General features: G+C 66.7%; 9 protein-coding genes. 7 read left to right on the top strand and 2 right to left on the bottom strand.

The features are described from left to right. Positions 1-93: 93 nt before the first annotated feature. Positions 94-3,456 carry a TonB-dependent receptor gene (locus E5A74_RS08875; RefSeq protein ID WP_166745704.1) on the bottom strand — a complete coding sequence of 1,121 codons (3,363 nt, stop codon included), beginning with the start codon at positions 3,454-3,456 and terminating at the stop codon, positions 94-96. 264 nt (positions 3,457-3,720) lie between these two features. Here E5A74_RS08875 and E5A74_RS08870 point away from each other — a divergent pair, with 264 nt between their 5' ends. From E5A74_RS08870 to E5A74_RS08855, 4 genes are all read left to right on the top strand, one after another. After that, positions 3,721-5,229: a tryptophan halogenase family protein gene (locus E5A74_RS08870; protein WP_135983928.1), complete on the top strand. Its 1,509-nt coding sequence runs from the start codon at positions 3,721-3,723 to the stop codon at positions 5,227-5,229. Then, complete coding sequence (locus tag E5A74_RS08865; protein ID WP_135983926.1) at positions 5,226-6,728, top strand: tryptophan halogenase family protein; 1,503 nt, start codon at positions 5,226-5,228, stop codon at positions 6,726-6,728. Before E5A74_RS08870 ends, E5A74_RS08865 begins: the two co-directional genes overlap by 4 nt. After that, a complete protein-coding gene (locus E5A74_RS08860; protein WP_135983924.1) occupies positions 6,725-8,425 on the top strand; it encodes a glycoside hydrolase family 43 protein in 1,701 nt (566 codons plus the stop codon). Before E5A74_RS08865 ends, E5A74_RS08860 begins: the two co-directional genes overlap by 4 nt. A gap of 160 nt (positions 8,426-8,585) precedes the next feature. After that, positions 8,586-10,394, top strand: a complete 1,809-nt coding sequence (locus E5A74_RS08855) for a glycoside hydrolase family 9 protein (protein WP_135983923.1) — start codon at positions 8,586-8,588, stop codon at positions 10,392-10,394. 143 nt (positions 10,395-10,537) lie between these two features. Here E5A74_RS08855 and E5A74_RS08850 read toward each other — a convergent pair whose 3' ends face one another. Then, complete coding sequence (locus tag E5A74_RS08850; RefSeq protein ID WP_240699743.1) at positions 10,538-12,961, bottom strand: glycoside hydrolase family 3 N-terminal domain-containing protein; 2,424 nt, start codon at positions 12,959-12,961, stop codon at positions 10,538-10,540. A gap of 165 nt (positions 12,962-13,126) precedes the next feature. Between E5A74_RS08850 and E5A74_RS08845 the strand changes: the two genes are divergently transcribed. The 3 genes from E5A74_RS08845 to E5A74_RS08835 all read left to right on the top strand — a co-directional run bounded on the left by E5A74_RS08845 (position 13,127) and on the right by E5A74_RS08835 (position 17,603). Then, entirely contained in the window at positions 13,127-14,254 is a 1,128-nt protein-coding gene (locus E5A74_RS08845) for a LacI family DNA-binding transcriptional regulator (protein WP_135983921.1), read from the top strand. Between the two features lie 90 nt (positions 14,255-14,344). After that, positions 14,345-15,751, top strand: a complete 1,407-nt coding sequence (locus tag E5A74_RS08840; protein WP_135983919.1) for a sugar porter family MFS transporter — start codon at positions 14,345-14,347, stop codon at positions 15,749-15,751. Between the two features lie 76 nt (positions 15,752-15,827). Beyond that, a complete protein-coding gene (locus E5A74_RS08835; RefSeq protein WP_135983917.1) occupies positions 15,828-17,603 on the top strand; it encodes an IlvD/Edd family dehydratase in 1,776 nt (591 codons plus the stop codon). Positions 17,604-17,702 lie beyond the last annotated feature (99 nt).

Genomic DNA, 17,702 nt, shown 5'->3' with positions numbered 1-17,702 from the left:
TCGCCGGAGCAGCAGAGCTGCGCGGCGGAAGCAAAAAAATGGCGCCGCGGGGAGAACCAGCGGCGCCAGGGCAGGGTGTAACGAGGGAAGCGATCAGAAGGTGAAGCGCATGATGCCCGCGATGCGCCGATCGTTCATGTACCAGCCGCGCGGCACCTCGGTGTTCTCTCCGTCGAGCCCGGTGACCACCGCGGTGGTCTTGACCACTTCGTTGAGCAGGTTCGATCCTTGGATGCCGATCTTCACATTGTCCGACAGGGCATAGAAGATCGACGCGTCGAGCTGACCGGTCGCCTTGTTGATGATCGGATCGTTCGGCACGATCACGTCGCGGATGGTCAGCAGGAAGTCCGACCGCCACGAATAGGTCGCACGCAGCGAGAGCGGGCCGACGTCGATGAACGGCGTCAGGTTGAAGTTGTGCTTCGACAGGCCCTGCAGCGGCAGGCTGGCGAGATCCACCGTCGTCACGCGGCCGGCGCCCACGTCCGGATCGGTCTCGGAAAGCGTGCTCTGGGGCACGCCGCTCGAGTCGATATAGGTGTAGTTCGCCTGCAGGCCGAGGCCCTTGAGGAAGCCCGGCAGGAAGTCGAAGGTCTGCTGATAGGCGACTTCGACGCCCTTGATCGTGCCCGTTTCCGAAGCGTTGCCCGGCTGGGTCACCACCGAGTCGAACGAGGCGCCGTTGTTGGTGTTGGTCGTGCGCACCGTGGTGTTGGTCAGCACGTTCTTCAGGCGCTTGTAGAAGCCCGAGACCGTGAGCTGGCCGACGCTCGAGAAATACCATTCGGCGGTCAGGTCGAAATTGTCGGCTTCGACCGGGAGCAGGAACGGATTGCCGCGGTTGACCGTCGACTGGAGGCGGAAGCTGCCCGGGATCGCGGTGCCGTCGGCATTGGTGTTCTGCACCGCGTTGACCGAAATCGCGCCATAGTTGCGGATCAGGCCGGTTGCCGGCGGTGCGATGCCCTTGAAATAGGCCGCGCGGAACTGGAGCCCGCCGCCCACTTCGAGCTTGAGGTTCGCGCTCGGCAGCCAATAGTCATATTTGATCTTGCCGGGCGATTCCACGAGCGCGCCGTTCTGGAAGTTCCGCACCGCATTGCGGGTCGCCACCGGGAAGGCGCAGAAACCCTGGACGACCTGCGATGCGTCCGCCGGCGGCGCGAGGCAGGTCGCCTCGGTCGGCAGATAGGTCGTGCCATAGGTGAATTGCTGCACGCCCTGCGAGTTGCGGTCGGTCCGCGAGTAGCGGACGCCGACATTGCCCGAGAGGCGCATGCCGTTGCCGAACTCGTTGTCGAACCGCGCCATGATGTACGCGGCCTTGTTGGTCTCGCGGATCGGATTGATCTCGCCCGGCAGGAACCACGTGCCCGGCACCACGCCGCAGCGATTGGCAAGCGGGTTCCAGCCGCCGTTACGCAGCTTGGTGTCGCTCGGGCAGTTGGCGACGCGCGCCTCCCACTCGTTGTTCACCAGCGACGCATAGGCGACATACTGGTCGTAGTTCTTGATCGTGTCCGGTCCGTAGAACAGGCGTCCTTGCCCGGCGAGCGGGTTGGGCGCCTGGCCCTGGAAGAAATTGTCGAAATAATAGGGGACGTTCGAGCCGATCAGCTGCGGCGTGCCGCCGTTGCCGCCGGGCACCCCATCGACATTCTCGTCGAGCCAGACCGGACCGTTATTGCCCCACTGCTCCGACAGCCGGCCCCAGTTATAGGTCGAGAAGCGTGCCGTCTGCTGGCGGTCGGCATAGCGCGCGCCCGCCTTGATCGACTTCAGGAAGCCGCCGTCGGGGAAGCTGTATTCGAGGTCGACACGCGCCGCATCCGAATTGCCGTCGCTGTCCTCGAGGTGATCCATCGCGGCGCGCGGGAAGCTGTTGAACGGATCGGTGAAGCTGGTGTGCCCCGCGCCGAAATAGTTCGGCATATACTGGTTGGGATTACCGCCGGTGCGGCAGTCATTGTCGGTGCCCGGCGGGTTCTGCGAATTCGCCGCGGGACCGCTGCAGACCTGCGGCGGCAGGAACTGGATGTTCGGATAGTCGCTGCCGTTCAGCTGGATCGACGCGTTCTGATAGGTCGAGTTCCACAGCGTGTTGTCGAGGATGTAGCTGCTCGACTTGACGTGCTGATAGTCGAAATTGAACCCCAGCCGCTCGCTGACGTCCCATTTGAAGTTGAAGCCGTAATCGTCGGTGACCAGCTTCTCGTTGTGCTGGCGGGCGATGTTGTTGCTCTGCAGACCCAGCATCGGCACGCGCGGGATCAGCCCGCTGTTGCCGCTGCCGATATTCTGGTCGGCGCGCCAGCCGGTCGGGCCGGTGATCGTGCCGCTGGCGAACAGGCCGTCCTCGTCGAATTGCAGCGTCGTGCCCGGAACGCGGCGCGAATCGCCGTTGTTCGAGACGTTGTCGGTCGCGATCTCGACGGTGTGCTCGCTCCACGCCTGACGCGCGTCGGAACGCAGGAACTGGAACACGGCTTCCATCGAGCCGTCGTTGCTGCGCCACTGCGCGGCGGCCGAATAGCCGTAGCGGGTGCGATCGAATTCCTGGCTGCCCAGCACCGCGCCGCGCGGAAAGAGCACCCGCCCGGTCTGGGTGGTGCCGCCATTGGCGATGACATCCCCGTCCGAATAGAGGTTGCGGATGCGGAAGCTCGACACCTGCAAACGGTCGGCGCGGCTCTTCAGGTTCGAATAGGAAGCGCTGGCGAGCAGGCCGAACTCGCCGATCCCGGTCTGCCAGCGATTGCTGACGATGACGTTGAGATTGGCGCCCGGATCCTTCTGGAAGTCGCCATAGTTCATCTCGGCCGAAGCCGCGAGGAGGAGGCCCTTGCTGTCGAACGGCGTGCGCGTGCGCAGATTGACCACGCCGGCGATGCCGCCCTCGATGCGGTCCGCTGAAGGCGATTTGAACACGTCGACGCCGCCCATCAGCTCCGACGGCACGTCGGCGAAGCTCAGCGCGCGGCCGTTATTGGCGCTGAACGCCTCGCGGCCGTTGAACTCCGAGCGGACATAGGTGAGGCCGCGGACGACGACGCCCGAGCCCTCGACCGAGAAGTGATCGGGATCGACGCCGGCGGCGAAGCGGTTGATCGCCACGCCCGGGATACGCTGCAGCGTCTCGGTGACCGAGCGATCGGGAAGCGCGCCGATGTCCTCGGCGGTCACCGAGTCGACGATCACGTCCGAATTCTTCTTGAGCTGCTGCGCGCTCTGCAGCGACTGGCGATAGCCCTGGACGACGATCTCGTCGTCGGTCTGCGCGGTCGCCCCGTCGTCCTGCGCGGCAGGCGCGGTCTGCGCCGCGGCGCCTTCGGTTTGCGCCCAAGCCGTGCCCGCCCCGAACAGGCACAATGCCGCCGCGGAGACACCCGCGCGGAGCAGCCCCGACTTTAGTTTCGCAGCGTTATCAGATGCATGAATGACGTGCTTGCGCATCAAGCGTCCCCCTCCTCCCATGTTAGCGCTACCATTCGTTGGCGCCAATTGTTGTAGTTATGTGACTTGGGTAGAGGAGATTCGCGGCAAAGATCAAGAGAGATAGTGACAATGCCGGGTGTATGTGCTGATTTTGCAACGGTTTTGCTGCGATGCAACGAAGAAAACTCCCAGCCGACGCGGCGTCGGTCCAGAATGTGGGAGCGCTAACATCGCGTACGGGGAGGAAAATTTGTCCGGATCAGCCGATCGGCCGTTTCGTCGATGAGCGCAGCGGCGATTCGAAGCGTCGTCATCGTCGGCGGGGGCACTGCGGGCTGGATGACCGGCGCGGCGCTGGCGCGGCTGGTGCGTGCCGGGGTGCAGGTCACCCTCGTCGAATCGGAGGCGATCGGCACGGTGGGGGTAGGCGAGGCGACGATCCCGCCGATCCGCACCTTCAATGCGATGCTTGGCATCGACGAAAATCACTTTCTCGCGCACACCCAAGGCTCGATGAAGCTCGGCATCGAGTTCGTCGACTGGAACGCCTCCGGGCATCGCTATCTCCATCCGTTCGGCGACTATGGCTTCGATATCGAGGGCGTGAAGTTCCACCAGGTCTGGCAGCGGCTCCATGCCGCGGGAAACGCCGCCCCGCTCGACGACTATAGCCTGTGCGCCGTCGCCGCGCGGGCCAATCGCTACGCCGCGCCGGCGAACGATCCCTCCTCGCCGCTGTCGCGCCTCGTCCAGGCCTATCATTTCGACGCCTCGCTCTACGCGCGCTATCTGCGCGGCTATGCCGAGGCACGCGGCGTCGTCCGGCGCGAGGGCAAGATCACCGAAGTGTCGCTCCGCGGCGCCGACGGTTTCGTCGAGGCGGTGATGCTCGAGGACGGCAGCCGCCTCGAAGGCGAGCTGTTCATCGATTGCTCGGGCTTTCGCGGGCTGCTGATCGAGGAAGCGCTCCACACCGGCTATGAGGAATGGACGCATTGGCTGCCGTGCGATCGCGCGCTCGCGGTGCCGACCGCCAATGCCGGACCGCTGACGCCCTATACCCGCTGCACCGCGCGCGCCGCCGGCTGGCAATGGCGCATCCCGCTCCAGCACCGCATGGGCAATGGCTATGTCTATTCGAGCGCGCACGTCTCCGACGACGAGGCCGCGGCAACCCTTCTCGCCAATCTCGAGGGCGCGCCGCTCGCCGATCCGCGCCCACTGCGCTTCACCACCGGGCGCCGCAAGCAGGCGTGGAACCGCAACGTCATCGCGATCGGCCTGTCGGGCGGCTTTCTCGAGCCGCTCGAATCGACCAGCATCCACTTGATCCAGGCGGGCATCTCGCGGCTGCTCGCGCTGTTCCCCGATCGCGGCTGGGGCGATGCCGAGCGCGACAGCTATAACGATTTCACCCGCACCCAGTATGAGCAGGTCCGCGACTTCGTCATCCTCCACTACAAAGCGAACGGCCGCGACGAGCCGCTCTGGCGTCAGGTCCGCGAGATGGACGTGCCCGACAGCCTCGCGCGCCGCATCGACTTGTTCCGCAACCGCGGCCGCGTCTTCCGCCGCGAGGACGAGCTGTTCGCCGAGACCAGCTGGATCGCAGTGATGCTGGGGCAGGGGATCACCCCGCAAGGCTGGGATCCGCTCGCCGATGCGCTCGATGCCGGCCAGCTCGCCGCGATGCTCGAGCGAATCCGCTCCACCTTTCGCCGCGCCGCCGAGGGCATGCCCGATCATGCGGCATATCTGGCGCGCCATTGCTCTGCCCGGGGACCCCAATGACCGATCACCGTATCCGCAACATCGTCATCGTCGGCGGCGGCACCGCCGGCTGGATGGCCGCCGCCACCTTCGCGCGCATCCTCGGCCCCGAATATGCCAAGGTCACGCTGATCGAATCCGACGAGATCGGCATCGTCGGGGTGGGGGAGGCGACGATTCCCCAGATGGCGACCTTCAACCGCATGCTCGGGCTCGACGAGAACGAATTCATGCGCGCCACGCAAGGCAGCTTCAAGCTCGGCATCCAGTTCGTGAACTGGGGGCGGCAGGGCCACACCTATTTCCACCCCTTCGGCAAATACGGCATCGATATGAAAGGCGTCTCGTTCCACGCCTATTTCCTCCGCCTCCACCAGCTCGGCGAGGCCCCCGATATCGACGATTGGTCGCTCCAGGCCGCGGCCAGCCGCACCAACAAGTTCATGCGCCCGATCGATGCGGGCAATTCGCCGCTCTCCGAAATCCCCTATGCCTTTCATTTCGACGCAGGCCTCTATGCCCGCTTCCTGCGCGGCTATGCCGAGGAACGCGGCGTCGTCCGCCGCGAGGGCAAGATCGTCGAGGTCAGGCTGCGCGGCGCGGACGGGTTCGTCGAATCGGTGGTGATGGAGGATGGCGCCGCGATCGAAGGCGATCTGTTCGTCGACTGCTCGGGCTTTCGTGGGCTGATCATCGAACAGGCACTCAAGGCCGGCTTCACCGACTGGTCGCACTGGCTCCCCTGCGACCGCGCGATCGCGGTGCCGTGCGAGAGCGTCGACGCTTGGACACCCTATACGCGCTCGACCGCGCACAAGGCCGGCTGGCAGTGGCGCATCCCGCTCCAGCACCGCACCGGCAACGGCCATGTCTTCTGCTCGAAATACATCTCCGACGACGAGGCGACCGCGACTTTGCTCGCCAATCTCGACGGCAAGCCGCTCGCCGATCCGCGCACCGTCCCGTTCCGCACCGGGCACCGCAACAAGCTGTGGATCAAGAATTGCGTGTCGCTGGGCCTCGCCGGCGGCTTCATCGAGCCGCTCGAATCCACGGCGATCTGGCTGATCCAGAGCGGCCTGTCGCGCTTCCTGACGATGTTCCCCGACAAGCGTTTCAACCAGGCCGATATCGATCGCTACAACCGGATCATGATCACCGACTACGAGGAGATCCGCGACTTCATCATCCTCCATTATCACGCCACCGAGCGCGACGATTCTCCCTTCTGGGATTATTGCCGGACGATGGAGATTCCCGAGCGGCTGGCCGAGAAGATGCGCGTCTTCCGCAGCCATGGCCGCGCCTTCCGCGAGAATGAGGAGCTGTTCAACGACACCAGCTGGTTCGCGGTGATGCACGGCCAGCTGATGCGGCCGCAGGGCTTCGATCCGGTTGCGGAGATCATGAGCCTCGACGAAACCCGATCACGCCTCGCGCATATCCGTGAGGCGATCGCCAACTCGGCGGACTACATGCCCAGCCATCGCGACTTCGTTCGGGAGCATTGCGCGGCATGAAATCGCTGGCACCGCTCGCCCTCCTCCTCGCCAGCCCGGCCGCCGCGCAGCCGGTCGCCAGCTTCGACTGGTTCCAATATCGCGGCGAAGACCCGGTCGATCGCGCGCACCAGCCCGGCCCGGGCGAATATCGCAATCCGATCCTGCAGGGCTTCTATCCCGATCCCGGCGTCACCCGTGTCGGCAGCGATTTCTACCTCGTCACCTCGACCTTCGGCTATTTCCCCGGCATCCCGGTCTTCCACAGCCGCGATCTCGTCAGCTGGACCCAGATCGGCAATGCGATCGATCGGCCGGAGCAGCTCGACTTCAAGCAGCTCGGCCTGTCGCGCGGGGTGTTCGCGCCGACGATCCAGGCAAAGGCGGGGACCTTCTACATCCTCAACACCTGCGTCGATTGCGGCGGCAATTTCGTGATCAGCGCGAAGAACCCCGCGGGGCCGTGGTCCGATCCGGTGTGGCTCCCCGATCTCGAGGGCGGGATCGATCCCTCGCTGTTCTTCGACGCGGACGGCAAGACGTGGATCCTCAACAACGGCCCGCCCGAGGGCGCGCCCGAATATCAGGGCCACCGCGCGATCTGGATCCAGCAATTCGACCTCAAGACGCTCAAGACGATCGGCCCGCGCACGGTGCTGGTGAACGGCGGAGTCGACTTCTCGAAAAAGCCGATCTGGATCGAGGGGCCGCACATCTTAAAAAAGGACGGCTGGTATTATCTGAGCTGCGCCGAGGGCGGCACCGCGGAGGGCCATAGCCAGGTCATCCTGCGTTCGAAGACCGTCACCGGCCCGTACGAGGCCAATCCCGACAATCCGATCCTCACCCAGCGCGATTTGCCGCGCGACCGGGCGAACCCGATCACCTCGGCCGGCCACGCCCAGCTCGTCACCACCCCCGACGGCAAATGGTGGGCGACGTTTCTTGCCGTGCGCCCCTATCAGGGTGATTTCTACTCGACCGGCCGCGAGACTTTCCTGATGCCGGTCCGGTGGGAGAATGGCTGGCCGCGGATCACCGATCCGGGGCAGGCCATTCCGTGGACCCATGCCCGCCCCGCGCTGCCGCCGCAGCCCGCGTCGCCGGTGCCGACCAATGGCGGCTTCGCCGTGCGCGACGACTTCGACGAGGCGAAGCTGCCCGCTTATTGGATGATGCTGCGCAATCCGCGCACGAGCTGGTTCGCGCTCGCCGACGGATCGGTGCAGCTTCAGGCGCGGCCGGTGGGGCTGGGCGACAAGGGCAATCCGTCGTTCCTCGCGCGCCGCCAGCAACATGCCAATGCCGCCGCCGAGACGGTGGTGCGCTTCACGCCGGAAAAGGACGGCGACCGCGCCGGGATCGCGGTGTTCCAGAACGACGATTACTGGTTCTTCCTCGGGCTGAAGCAGGTCGCCGGCAAGCTGGTCGTCGCGCTCGATCGCCGCGAGGGGCCGGACGCGGCCGCAGCGGGGGAGACGATCGCCGCGGTCGATGCCGCCAGCTTCGGCATCGCGCCGGGCAAGCCGCTCGCGCTGCGCATAGAAGTGCAGGGCAATCGCTATGCCTTTTCCTATGCCCGCCTGCTCGGCAGCCCCGACACGCCGATGCTGGCCTGGCGACCGCTGACCCGGCTCACGACGGACGCGCTGACCACCAAGGTCGCCGGTGGGTTCATCGGCTCGACCTTCGGCATTTTCGCGGGAAGCGGCGAATGATGGTCGGCGGAGCCGCACCTCCCAACCGTCATCCCGGCCTTGGGCCGGGATCCACCGGGAGGCGGGCGCCGGACCAGCGGTTCAAATCAAGCCGGGGAGGCTTGGTGGATCCCGGCCCAAGGCCGGGATGACGGACAAAACAGCGAGATCGGATAACCCCATGCGCACCCTCCTCCTCGCCGCCACCGCCCTCACGCTCGGCGCGGCCGATTCCTCGCCGTCGATCCATCTCAACCAGCTCGGCTTCGAGCCCGCCGACGCCAAGACCGCGATCGTGCAGGCGAGCGGCGCGCCGGTCGAATGGGCAGTGGTCGACGCGGGGGGGCGCGAAGTGAAGCGGGGCAGGGGCCAGCCCTATGGCGACGATCCCGCCTCGGGTGCCAAGGTGCAGCGGATCGACTTCAGCGACGTCCGGACGGCAGGCGAGGGCTATCGCATCGTGGTGGGCGATGCCCGCAGCGATCCCTTCGCGATCCGCTCGCGCCTCTACGTCCCATTGGCAAAAGACGCGCTCGCCTTTTTCTACCACCAGCGCGCCGGCGTTCCGATCGAGGCACGCGTCGTCGGCGCGACCTGGGCGCGCCCGGCCGGCCATCCCAAGGAAGTCGCGAAATGCTTCGCGGGGAAGGACGAGCGCGGCATCGAATGGCCCGGTTGCGCGTATGCGCTCGACGTCACCGGCGGCTGGTACGATGCCGGCGATCACGGCAAATATGTCGTCAACGGCGGGATTTCGCTATGGACCTTGCTCAACGCCCGCGAGCGTCACGCGGCCGCGCTGGCCCATGCCCGCCGCGAGTTCCCCGAAGCCGGCAACGCAGCGAACGACCTGCTCGACGAAGCGCGCTACGAGATGGAATTCCTGCTCCGCATGCAGATCCCCGACGGCGTGCGGACCCGTGTCCCCGCCGGCGCGCCCAGGCCAGCCAGGGCGGGAAGGCCGGCATGGGAGCGCGAGCCCGCCGATTTCGCCGGGATCGATGCCGGTGGAATGGCGCATCAGAAGGTCGCCGACCGCAACTGGACCGGGTTGCCGATGCCGCCGCAGAACGATCCCGAGGAGCGGCTGGTGTATCCGCCGACCACCGCCGCGACGCTCAATCTGGCCGCCACCGCCGCGCAATGCGCCCGGGTCTGGCGCGGCGTCGACAATGCGTTCGCCGCGCGCTGCCTCGCCGCCGCCGAGCGCGCGTGGAAGGCGGCGAAGCGCAACCCCGAAGTCTATGCCACCAACAGCTTCACCGGCAGCGGCGGCTATGGCGACGGCGACGTCTCGGACGAGTTCTACTGGGCCGCGGCCGAGCTGCTCGCCACCACCGGCTCCGCAGAATATCGCGACGCGGTGACGGCGTCGCCGCATTTCCGCGCCGAGCTGCGCGAGCCCGGCTGGCCGAGCACCGCGACCTTGGGCACGATCACGCTCGCCTTGCCCGGCTATGTGCTGCCCAAGGTCGAACGAGCGCGGCTGCGCGCGGCGATCGTCGCCGCGGCGGACCGCTTCCTCGCCGACGAACGGGGCAATGGCTATGGCATCCCCTATGTCGCGAGCGGCTATCCATGGGGCTCGAACTCGAACCTGCTCAACCGCGCGATGCTGCTCGGGCTGGCGCACGACTTCACCGGCGAGGCGAAGTATCGCGCCGGCGTGGTCGCCGCGATCGACTATGTCCTCGGCCGCAACCCGCTCGGCCGATCCTATGTCAGCGGCTATGGCGCGCGGCCGATGATGAACCCGCACCACCGCTTCTGGGCGCACAGCCTCGATGCGAAGCTGCCTGGGCCGCCGCCGGGCGTGCTTTCGGGCGGTCCCAACTCGACTGCGATGAGCGACGATGTGGCCAGGACGATGCGCGGCAAATGCGCGCCGCAGACCTGCTGGGTCGACGACATCCACGCCTATTCGATGAACGAAGTCGCCATCAACTGGAACGCGCCGCTGTTCTGGGTCGCGGCTTGGCTGGATAGCTGAGCAAAATCCTCCCTCGCGCAGCGGGGGAGGGGGACCAGCGAAGCTGGTGGAGGGGCTTGGCCGCAAGCGTATCACTCGCCGAGACGCCCCCTCCGTCGCCTTCGGCGCCACCTCCCCCGCTGACGCGAGGGAGGATTTGAACGCTACTTCACCGTCAGCGTCGTGCTCTTGAGCTTCACCGAGTCCGGGCCCGACGAGATGGTGAAGGTGCCCGGCTCGACCACGCGCTTCATGTCGACGTTCCACAGCGACAGGTCGCGCGGGGTCAGCTCGAAGGAGACGGTCTTCTTCTCGCCCGGCTGGAGGCTGACGCGCGCGAAGCGCTTCAATTCCTTCACCGGCCGGGTGACGCTGGCGAGATCGTCGCGGACATAGAGCTGGACGACTTCGTCGCCGGCACGCGCGCCGGTGTTGGTCACGTCGACGCTCACCTTGACGTTGTTGTAGCGCCCGATCGTCGGGGTCGCGAGCACCGGCGCGGTGATGTCGAACGTCGTGTAGGAAAGGCCATAGCCGAACGGGTAGAGCGGGCTGGTCTCGGCGAAGAGATAGCCGCGTCGCGCGCTCGGCTTGTGGTTGTAGAACATCGGCAGCTGGCCGACGTCGCGCGCGATCGTCACCGGCAGCTTGCCACCCGGATTGGCGCGGCCGAACAGGACGTCGGCGACGGCGTTGCCGGTCTCCTGCCCGAGATACCAGCCCTCGATCAGCGCGGGCGCGTTGTCCGAGAGATATTTCACCGACAGCGGCCGGCCGTTGAGCAGCAGCACCACCACCGGCTTGCCGAGCGCGAGGATCTCCTTCGCCAGCTGGTTCTGCGGCCCGATCAGCTCGAGGCTGTTGCGGTCGCCGAGATGGTTGTCGGCCCAGGCCTCGCGGCTGAGCTGCTCGTTGTCGCCGAGCACCAGCACGATCGTGTCGGCGTTCTTCGCCGTCTCGACTGCCTCGGCGCGGAGGCGGTCGTTGGTCGCGTCGTCGACCAGCTCGACCTGGTCGGCGGCCCAGGCGCGGCTCTTGGTCAGCTTCACGCCCTCGGCGAAGTCGACCTCGAACTTGCCCTTGCCCTCCGCTTTGAGCCCCTCGAGCACGCTGACGACGTGGCGCGGCACGTCGCTATAGCCGCCGATCGGGGTGTCGCTGGCATGCGTGCCGATCACCGCCAGCCGCTTGATCTTGCCCGCGTCGAGCGGCAGCAGCCCCTTGTCGTTCTTGAGCAGCACCATCGCCTCGCGCGCCGCCTCGCGGGCCAGCGCGATCGCGTCGGCGGTCTCGGTCTTCTTGGCCGCCGCCTTCGCGTCGATATAAGGGTTCTCGAACAGCCCGGCGTTGAACTTGAGCTTGAGGATCCGCCGCACCGCGTCGTCGATCTGCGCCTCGCTCACCCGGCCTTCGCGGACGAGCTGGGGCAGCAGCGCATAGGCCTCGCCGTCGGGAGTCTCGAAGTCGACCGTGGCGTCGAGCGCGCGGACCGCCGCATCGCCGAGATTGTCGTATAGCTTATGCCGCGTCATCAGCTCGCGAATCGCGAAATAGTCGCTGAGCACGACGCCCTTGAAGCCCCATTCCTGGCGCAGCACGTCGTGAAGCAGCCAGCGATTGGCGTGGCTCGGGATGCCGTCGATCTCGTTGTACGACGGCATCACCGACATCACCGGCAGCTCGGTGACCGCGCGCTCGAACGGCGGAAAGAACACCTCGCGCAGCGTCCGCTCGGAGACCGTGGCGGGGCCGATATTGGTGCCGCTCTCGGGCTGGCCGTGCCCGGTCATGTGCTTGAGCGTCACATAGACCTTGTCCCTTGCCAGCGGCAGCGTGGTGCCCTGGAAGCCGCGGATCGCGGCAAGACCCATCTCGCCGACCAGATAGGGGTCCTCGCCATAGGTTTCCTCGATGCGGCCCCAGCGCGGATCGCGCGCGACATCGACCACCGGGGCGAGCGCGAGATTGGCGCCGCGGGCGCGCATCTCGCGCGCGGCGACCGAGAACACCTCTTCCTGCAGCTTCGGGTTCCACGTGCTGGCCAGCGCGATCGCCTGCGGGAAGCTCGTCGCGCCGGGAGCGACATAACCGTGCAGCGCCTCTTCGTGCATGATCATCGGGATGCCCAGCCGGGTCCGCTCGACTGCCCATTTCTGCGCCGCGTTGATGTAGCGCGCGGTATCCTCCGCATTGCGGTTGACCGTGCCCGCGGCGGCGCCGGCGGCCGGGCCTTGGGTGATCGCGCGGCGATCATAGGGGCGCGAGATCTGGCCGAGCCCGTCGGGGAAGTTCTGGCTCGCCTTGGCCGGATCGAACTCGCCCTCCGGAGTCTGGATCTTCTCCTTGTGGAGCCAGATCGCGACCATCTGCTGGACCTTCTCCTCCAGCGTCATCCGCTTGAGCAGATCCTCGACGCGGGCGTCGATCGGCTGCGAGGCGTCCTTGTAGAGCGGCTTGTCGGCGCGGCTGCTCTGGGCGTGCGCGACGAGCGCGGGCGCCGGCGTCAGCGCGGTCGCGGCGGCAAGGGCGAGGGCGGTCAGGCGGAACCGGCGGGCAGGCATGCCCGGCAAGCGGCGAACAGGGATCATCAGGCTCTCCAGGGTGGCGGCGCTCGAACGCTCTTGTTTTGTACGAGTTGTGGTAGCGCTATCAGCTATCGCCGCCCGCGTGGCTGGTCAACTGTACCGCAACCGGTTTCATGCCGATTGCATTCCGCGAAACCGCACCTTATGCCTCGGGCGCAAAGGACGGGGATGAGCAGACCTAGCCGAAGAAGCCGCGGTACAGTCACCGTGCAAGATGTCGCACGCGCCGCAGGCGTGTCGGCTATGACCGTGTCGCGCGTCGTCAATGGCGGCACCAATGTGCGCGAGTCCACCCGCGAGGCGGTGCTCGCGGCGATCGCTCAGCTCAACTATTCGCCGAACAGCGCCGCGCGCAGCCTCGCCGCGGGCGACGCGACGCAGATCGGGCTGCTCTATTCGAACCCCTCGGCTGCCTATCTCTCGCAATTCCTGATCGGCGCGCTCGCCGCGGCGCGCCGCGCCGGCTGCCATCTCGTGCTCGAGGCGTGCGAGAGCGAGCGGCCGGACGAGCAGGCCGAAGCGACGCGCAGCTTCGCCTCGACCAGCGTCGAGGGAGTGATCCTGCCGCCGCCGCTCTCCGAGGCAGCGCCGGTGCGCGCCGAGCTTGAGGCGGCGGGCATTCCCTGGGTCTCGGTCGCGATGGGCCTTCCGCCCGCGCGCAGTCTCAATGTCCGCATCGATGATTTCGAAGGCGCCGCGGCGATGACGCGGCATTTGCTCGGGCTCGGCCATCGCCGGATCGGCTTCATCCGCGGCAATCCCAATCAGACTTCGAGCGCCGAACGCTTTCGCGGCTTCGCCGCCGCGCTCGAAGAGGCCGGGATCGACGTCAAGACGGTGGCAGTGGAGCAAGGCTATTTCACCTTCCGCTCGGGGATCGTCGCCGCCGAACGATTGCTCGACCGGCCCGAGCCACCCACCGCGATCTTCGCCAGCAACGACGATATGGCCGCCGCCGCGGTGGGCGTGGCGCATCGCCGCGGACTGCACGTGCCGCAGGATCTGAGCGTCGTCGGGTTCGACGATACCTCGCTCGCCACCACCGTCTGGCCCGAGCTCACCACGGTGCGCCAGCCGATCTCGGCGATGGCAGAAGAGGCGCTGACCCTGCTCCTCGCCCGCATCCGCGCGCACCGCTCCGCCGAAAGCGACAAGCTCGAGGAGCAGGTGCTCGACTATGAGCTGATCGTCCGCGAATCCTCGGCGCCGCCCAAAGGCGCGACCGGGATCGCCTCGGGCCGCGGCAATGGCGGGCGCCGCGCCGGCGGTGCCGCGAGTAATCCAGGTCTGCGCTAGAGGCGCTTGCATTTCCTCGGCGTCCGGGCCACCGTTACCGCTAACACACCGTGCCGGGTCGTGCGCGGGGGGACAGGAGAGGAAGTGCGGATGAATCAAACTGCCGAGAGGGTTAACGGCGCTCTCATTCTGGCCATCGTCGCGGTAGCGACGGTGGGCGGCTTCATGTTCGGCTTCGATAGCGGGGTGATCAACGGCACCCACAAGGGGCTCGCCGCCACGTTCGGCGTCGGCGCGCTGGGCGAGGGGCTGCTGACCGGCGCATTGCTCGTCGGCTGCGCCATCGGCGCCTTCAGTGCGGGCCGGCTCGCGGACGTCATCGGTCGCCGCAACGTGATGATCCTCGCAGCGATTCTGTTCATCATCAGCGCGCTCGGATCGGGTGCCGCCGGGTCGCCGGTGCTGTTCATCCTCGCACGCTTCATCGGCGGGCTCGGCGTCGGCGCGGCCAGCGTTACCGCGCCGGTTTATATCAGCGAAGTGACGCCGGCCCGTACCCGCGGTCGCATGTCGAGCATCCAGCAGGTGATGATCATCACCGGTCTGACCGGCGCGTTCGTCTCTAACTATTTCTTCCAACAGGCCGCCGGCGCGGATTCGACCGCGGACATTTGGGGCTTTCCGGCATGGCGCTGGATGCTCTGGGTCCAGGTAATCCCCGCGACGGTCTATCTGCTGGCCCTGTTCACCATTCCGGAGAGCCCGCGCTATCTGGTGGTCAAGGGGCGCGACGACGATGCGCGCAAGGTGCTCACCAACCTGTTCGGCGCCACTGCGGCGGACCTCAAGGTCGCCGAGATCCGCAACTCGCTCAGCGCGGATCACCGACCGCGTCTCTCCGACATTCTCGACCCCGTTCGCGGCGGGCTGCGGCCGATCATCTGGGCGGGCCTGATGCTGGCGATCTTCCAGCAGCTCGTCGGCATCAACGTGATCTTCTATTACGGCGCCACGCTCTGGCAACTCGCAGGCTTCAGCGAGGCCGATGCGCTGCGCAACAACATCGTCTCGGGCGGCGTGTCGATCGCGGCGTGCATCTTCACGATCCTCGTGATCGACAAGATCGGCCGCAAGCCGTTGCTCCTGATCGGTTCGGCCGGCATGTCGGTGGCGCTGTTCGCGATGGTCTATGCCTTCAGCACCGGCCATCTTGAGAACGGCAAGGATCTCGTACTCGAGCCTAACATGGGCATTTTCGCTTTCTACGCGGCGAACGCCTATGTGATCTTCTTCAATTTGAGCTGGGGCCCGGTGATGTGGGTGATGCTCGGCGAGATGTTCCCGAACCAGATCCGCGGCTCTGCGCTTGCGGTCTGCGGGTTGGCGCAATGGACCGCGAACTTCGCGATCAGCCTGACCTTCCCGTCGATGGCCGCCAATTTGGGGCTGACGCTGAGCTACAGCTTCTATGCCGTCTGCGCAGTGATCTCCTTCTTCCTGGTCTCAAAGCTGATCCAGGAGACCAAGGGCAAGGAACTGGAGGCGATGGAAGGCTGATCCGCCTCCCGCGCCGACAATCCGAGGGGGGCGCGGGCCGCGAGGCCTGCGCCCCTCTGCACGACAAGAGGATGATATGACCCGTACGCCCGCCCGCCCGTTCCGCTCACGCGAATGGTTCGCCGCGCCCGGCCGCAGCGACATGGCCGCGCTCTATCTCGAGCGCTTCATGAACTACGGCATCACCCCCGACGAGCTGCGCTCGGGCAAGCCGATCATCGGCATCGCGCAATCGGGCAGCGACATCGCGCCGTGCAACCGGGTCCATCTCGAGACGGTGAAGCGCGCGCGGGAAGGCATCCTCGCCGCCGGGGGCGTGCCGATGGAGTTTCCGCTCCACCCGATCTTCGAGAATTGCCGCCGGCCTACAGCCGCGCTCGACCGCAACCTCGCCTATCTCGGCCTGGTCGAGATCCTCAACGGCTATCCGATCGACGCGGTGATCCTGACCACCGGCTGCGACAAGACCACGCCGAGCTCGCTGATGGCCGCCTCGACCGTCGACATCCCGGCGATCGTGCTGTCGGGCGGGCCGATGCTCGACGGCTGGCACGAAGGCGAGCTGGTGGGCAGCGGCACGGTGATCTGGCGCAGCCGCCGCAAGATGGCGGCGGGGGAGATCGACGAGGAGGAGTTCCTCAAGCGCGCGATGGAGAGCGCGCCGTCGCCGGGCCATTGCAACACGATGGGCACCGCTTCGACGATGAACTCGATCGCCGAGGGGCTGGGGATGAGCCTGCCCGGCTGCGCGATGATCCCGGCGCCGTATCGCGAGCGCGGCCAGATCGCCTACGAGACCGGCAAGCGCATCGTCGAGATGGCCTATGAGGACCTCCGCCCGTCGAAGATCCTCAGCAAGGCGAGCTTCCTCAACGCGATCAAGCTGCTCACCGCGATCGGCGGCTCGACCAACGCCCAGCCGCACCTTGTCGCCATGGCCGCGCATGCCGGGATCGAGATCACCCCGGACGATTGGCGTCAGGGCTATGACCTGCCGCTGATCGTCAACATGCAGCCCGCGGGCGCGTTTCTGTCCGAGCGCTTCCACCGCGCCGGCGGCATCCCCGCGGTGCTCACCGAGATGCTCGCCAATGGCGCGCTCGACGGCAGCGTGATGACCTGCACCGGCAGGACGCTCGCCGAAAATGTCGCGGGTCGCAGCGCCACTGATAGCGAGGTCATCTTCGGCTGGCACAAGCCGCTCAAGCACAAGGCCGGGTTCCTCGTCCTCTCGGGCAATCTGTTCGACATCGCGATCATGAAGACCAGCGTGATCGGCCCCGATTTCGAAGCCCGCTATCTCTCGCGACCGGGGCAGGAGGGCGTGTTCGAGGGGCGGGCGATCCTGTTCGACGGATCGGACGACTATCACCACCGGATCAACGATCCGGCGCTGAACATCGACGAGAATTGCATCCTCGTCATCCGCGGCGCGGGGCCGATCGGCTGGCCCGGCTCGGCCGAGGTGGTCAACATGCAGCCGCCCGATCATCTGATCCAGCGCGGTATCATGAGCCTGCCGACGCTCGGCGACGGGCGCCAGTCGGGCACCTCGGACAGCCCGTCGATCCTCAATGCCTCGCCCGAGAGCGCGGCGGGGGGCGGCCTATCGTGGCTGCGGACCGGCGACGTGATCCGCATCGATCTTAACGCGGGGACCTGCGACGCCCTGGTCGAGCCCGACGAGATCGCCCGGCGCAAGGCCGAGCCGGCGCCGCCGATCCCCGAGAGCAACACGCCGTGGGAAGAGCTGTACCGCGAGAAGGTGGGCCAGCTGGGCGAGGGCGGGGTGCTCGACTTCGCGCTCAAATATCGCCGGACCAGCGAGAAGACACCGCGGCACAATCATTGATGTAGGATACCGGGCGCGGCGTTTTGACGGATTCGCCGCGCCTAGAGTCGCAAGAGTCGCAGTAGAAGTTCGCGAGTGTTGCGCGGACGCGCAACAATA

The organism is Sphingomonas naasensis (genome assembly GCF_004792695.1).
GTDB classification, from domain to species: domain Bacteria; phylum Pseudomonadota; class Alphaproteobacteria; order Sphingomonadales; family Sphingomonadaceae; genus Sphingomonas; species Sphingomonas naasensis.
Note: the sequence above shows the minus strand (reverse complement) of the source record. Positions and strands in the feature narration are given on the sequence as shown.

Excerpts from the sequence above, each read along its gene's own strand:
- E5A74_RS08865 (WP_135983926.1), top strand. The coding sequence starts at position 5,226 with ATGACCGATCACCGTATCCGCAACATCGTCATCGTCGGCGGCGGCACC.
- E5A74_RS08835 (WP_135983917.1), top strand. The coding sequence starts at position 15,828 with ATGACCCGTACGCCCGCCCGCCCGTTCCGCTCACGCGAATGGTTCGCC.
- E5A74_RS08860 (WP_135983924.1), top strand. The coding sequence starts at position 6,725 with ATGAAATCGCTGGCACCGCTCGCCCTCCTCCTCGCCAGCCCGGCCGCC.
- E5A74_RS08845 (WP_135983921.1), top strand. The coding sequence starts at position 13,127 with ATGAGCAGACCTAGCCGAAGAAGCCGCGGTACAGTCACCGTGCAAGAT.
- E5A74_RS08870 (WP_135983928.1), top strand. The coding sequence starts at position 3,721 with ATGAGCGCAGCGGCGATTCGAAGCGTCGTCATCGTCGGCGGGGGCACT.
- E5A74_RS08855 (WP_135983923.1), top strand. The coding sequence starts at position 8,586 with ATGCGCACCCTCCTCCTCGCCGCCACCGCCCTCACGCTCGGCGCGGCC.
- E5A74_RS08875 (WP_166745704.1), bottom strand. The coding sequence starts at position 3,456 with ATGCGCAAGCACGTCATTCATGCATCTGATAACGCTGCGAAACTAAAG.
- E5A74_RS08840 (WP_135983919.1), top strand. The coding sequence starts at position 14,345 with ATGAATCAAACTGCCGAGAGGGTTAACGGCGCTCTCATTCTGGCCATC.
- E5A74_RS08850 (WP_240699743.1), bottom strand. The coding sequence starts at position 12,961 with ATGATCCCTGTTCGCCGCTTGCCGGGCATGCCTGCCCGCCGGTTCCGC.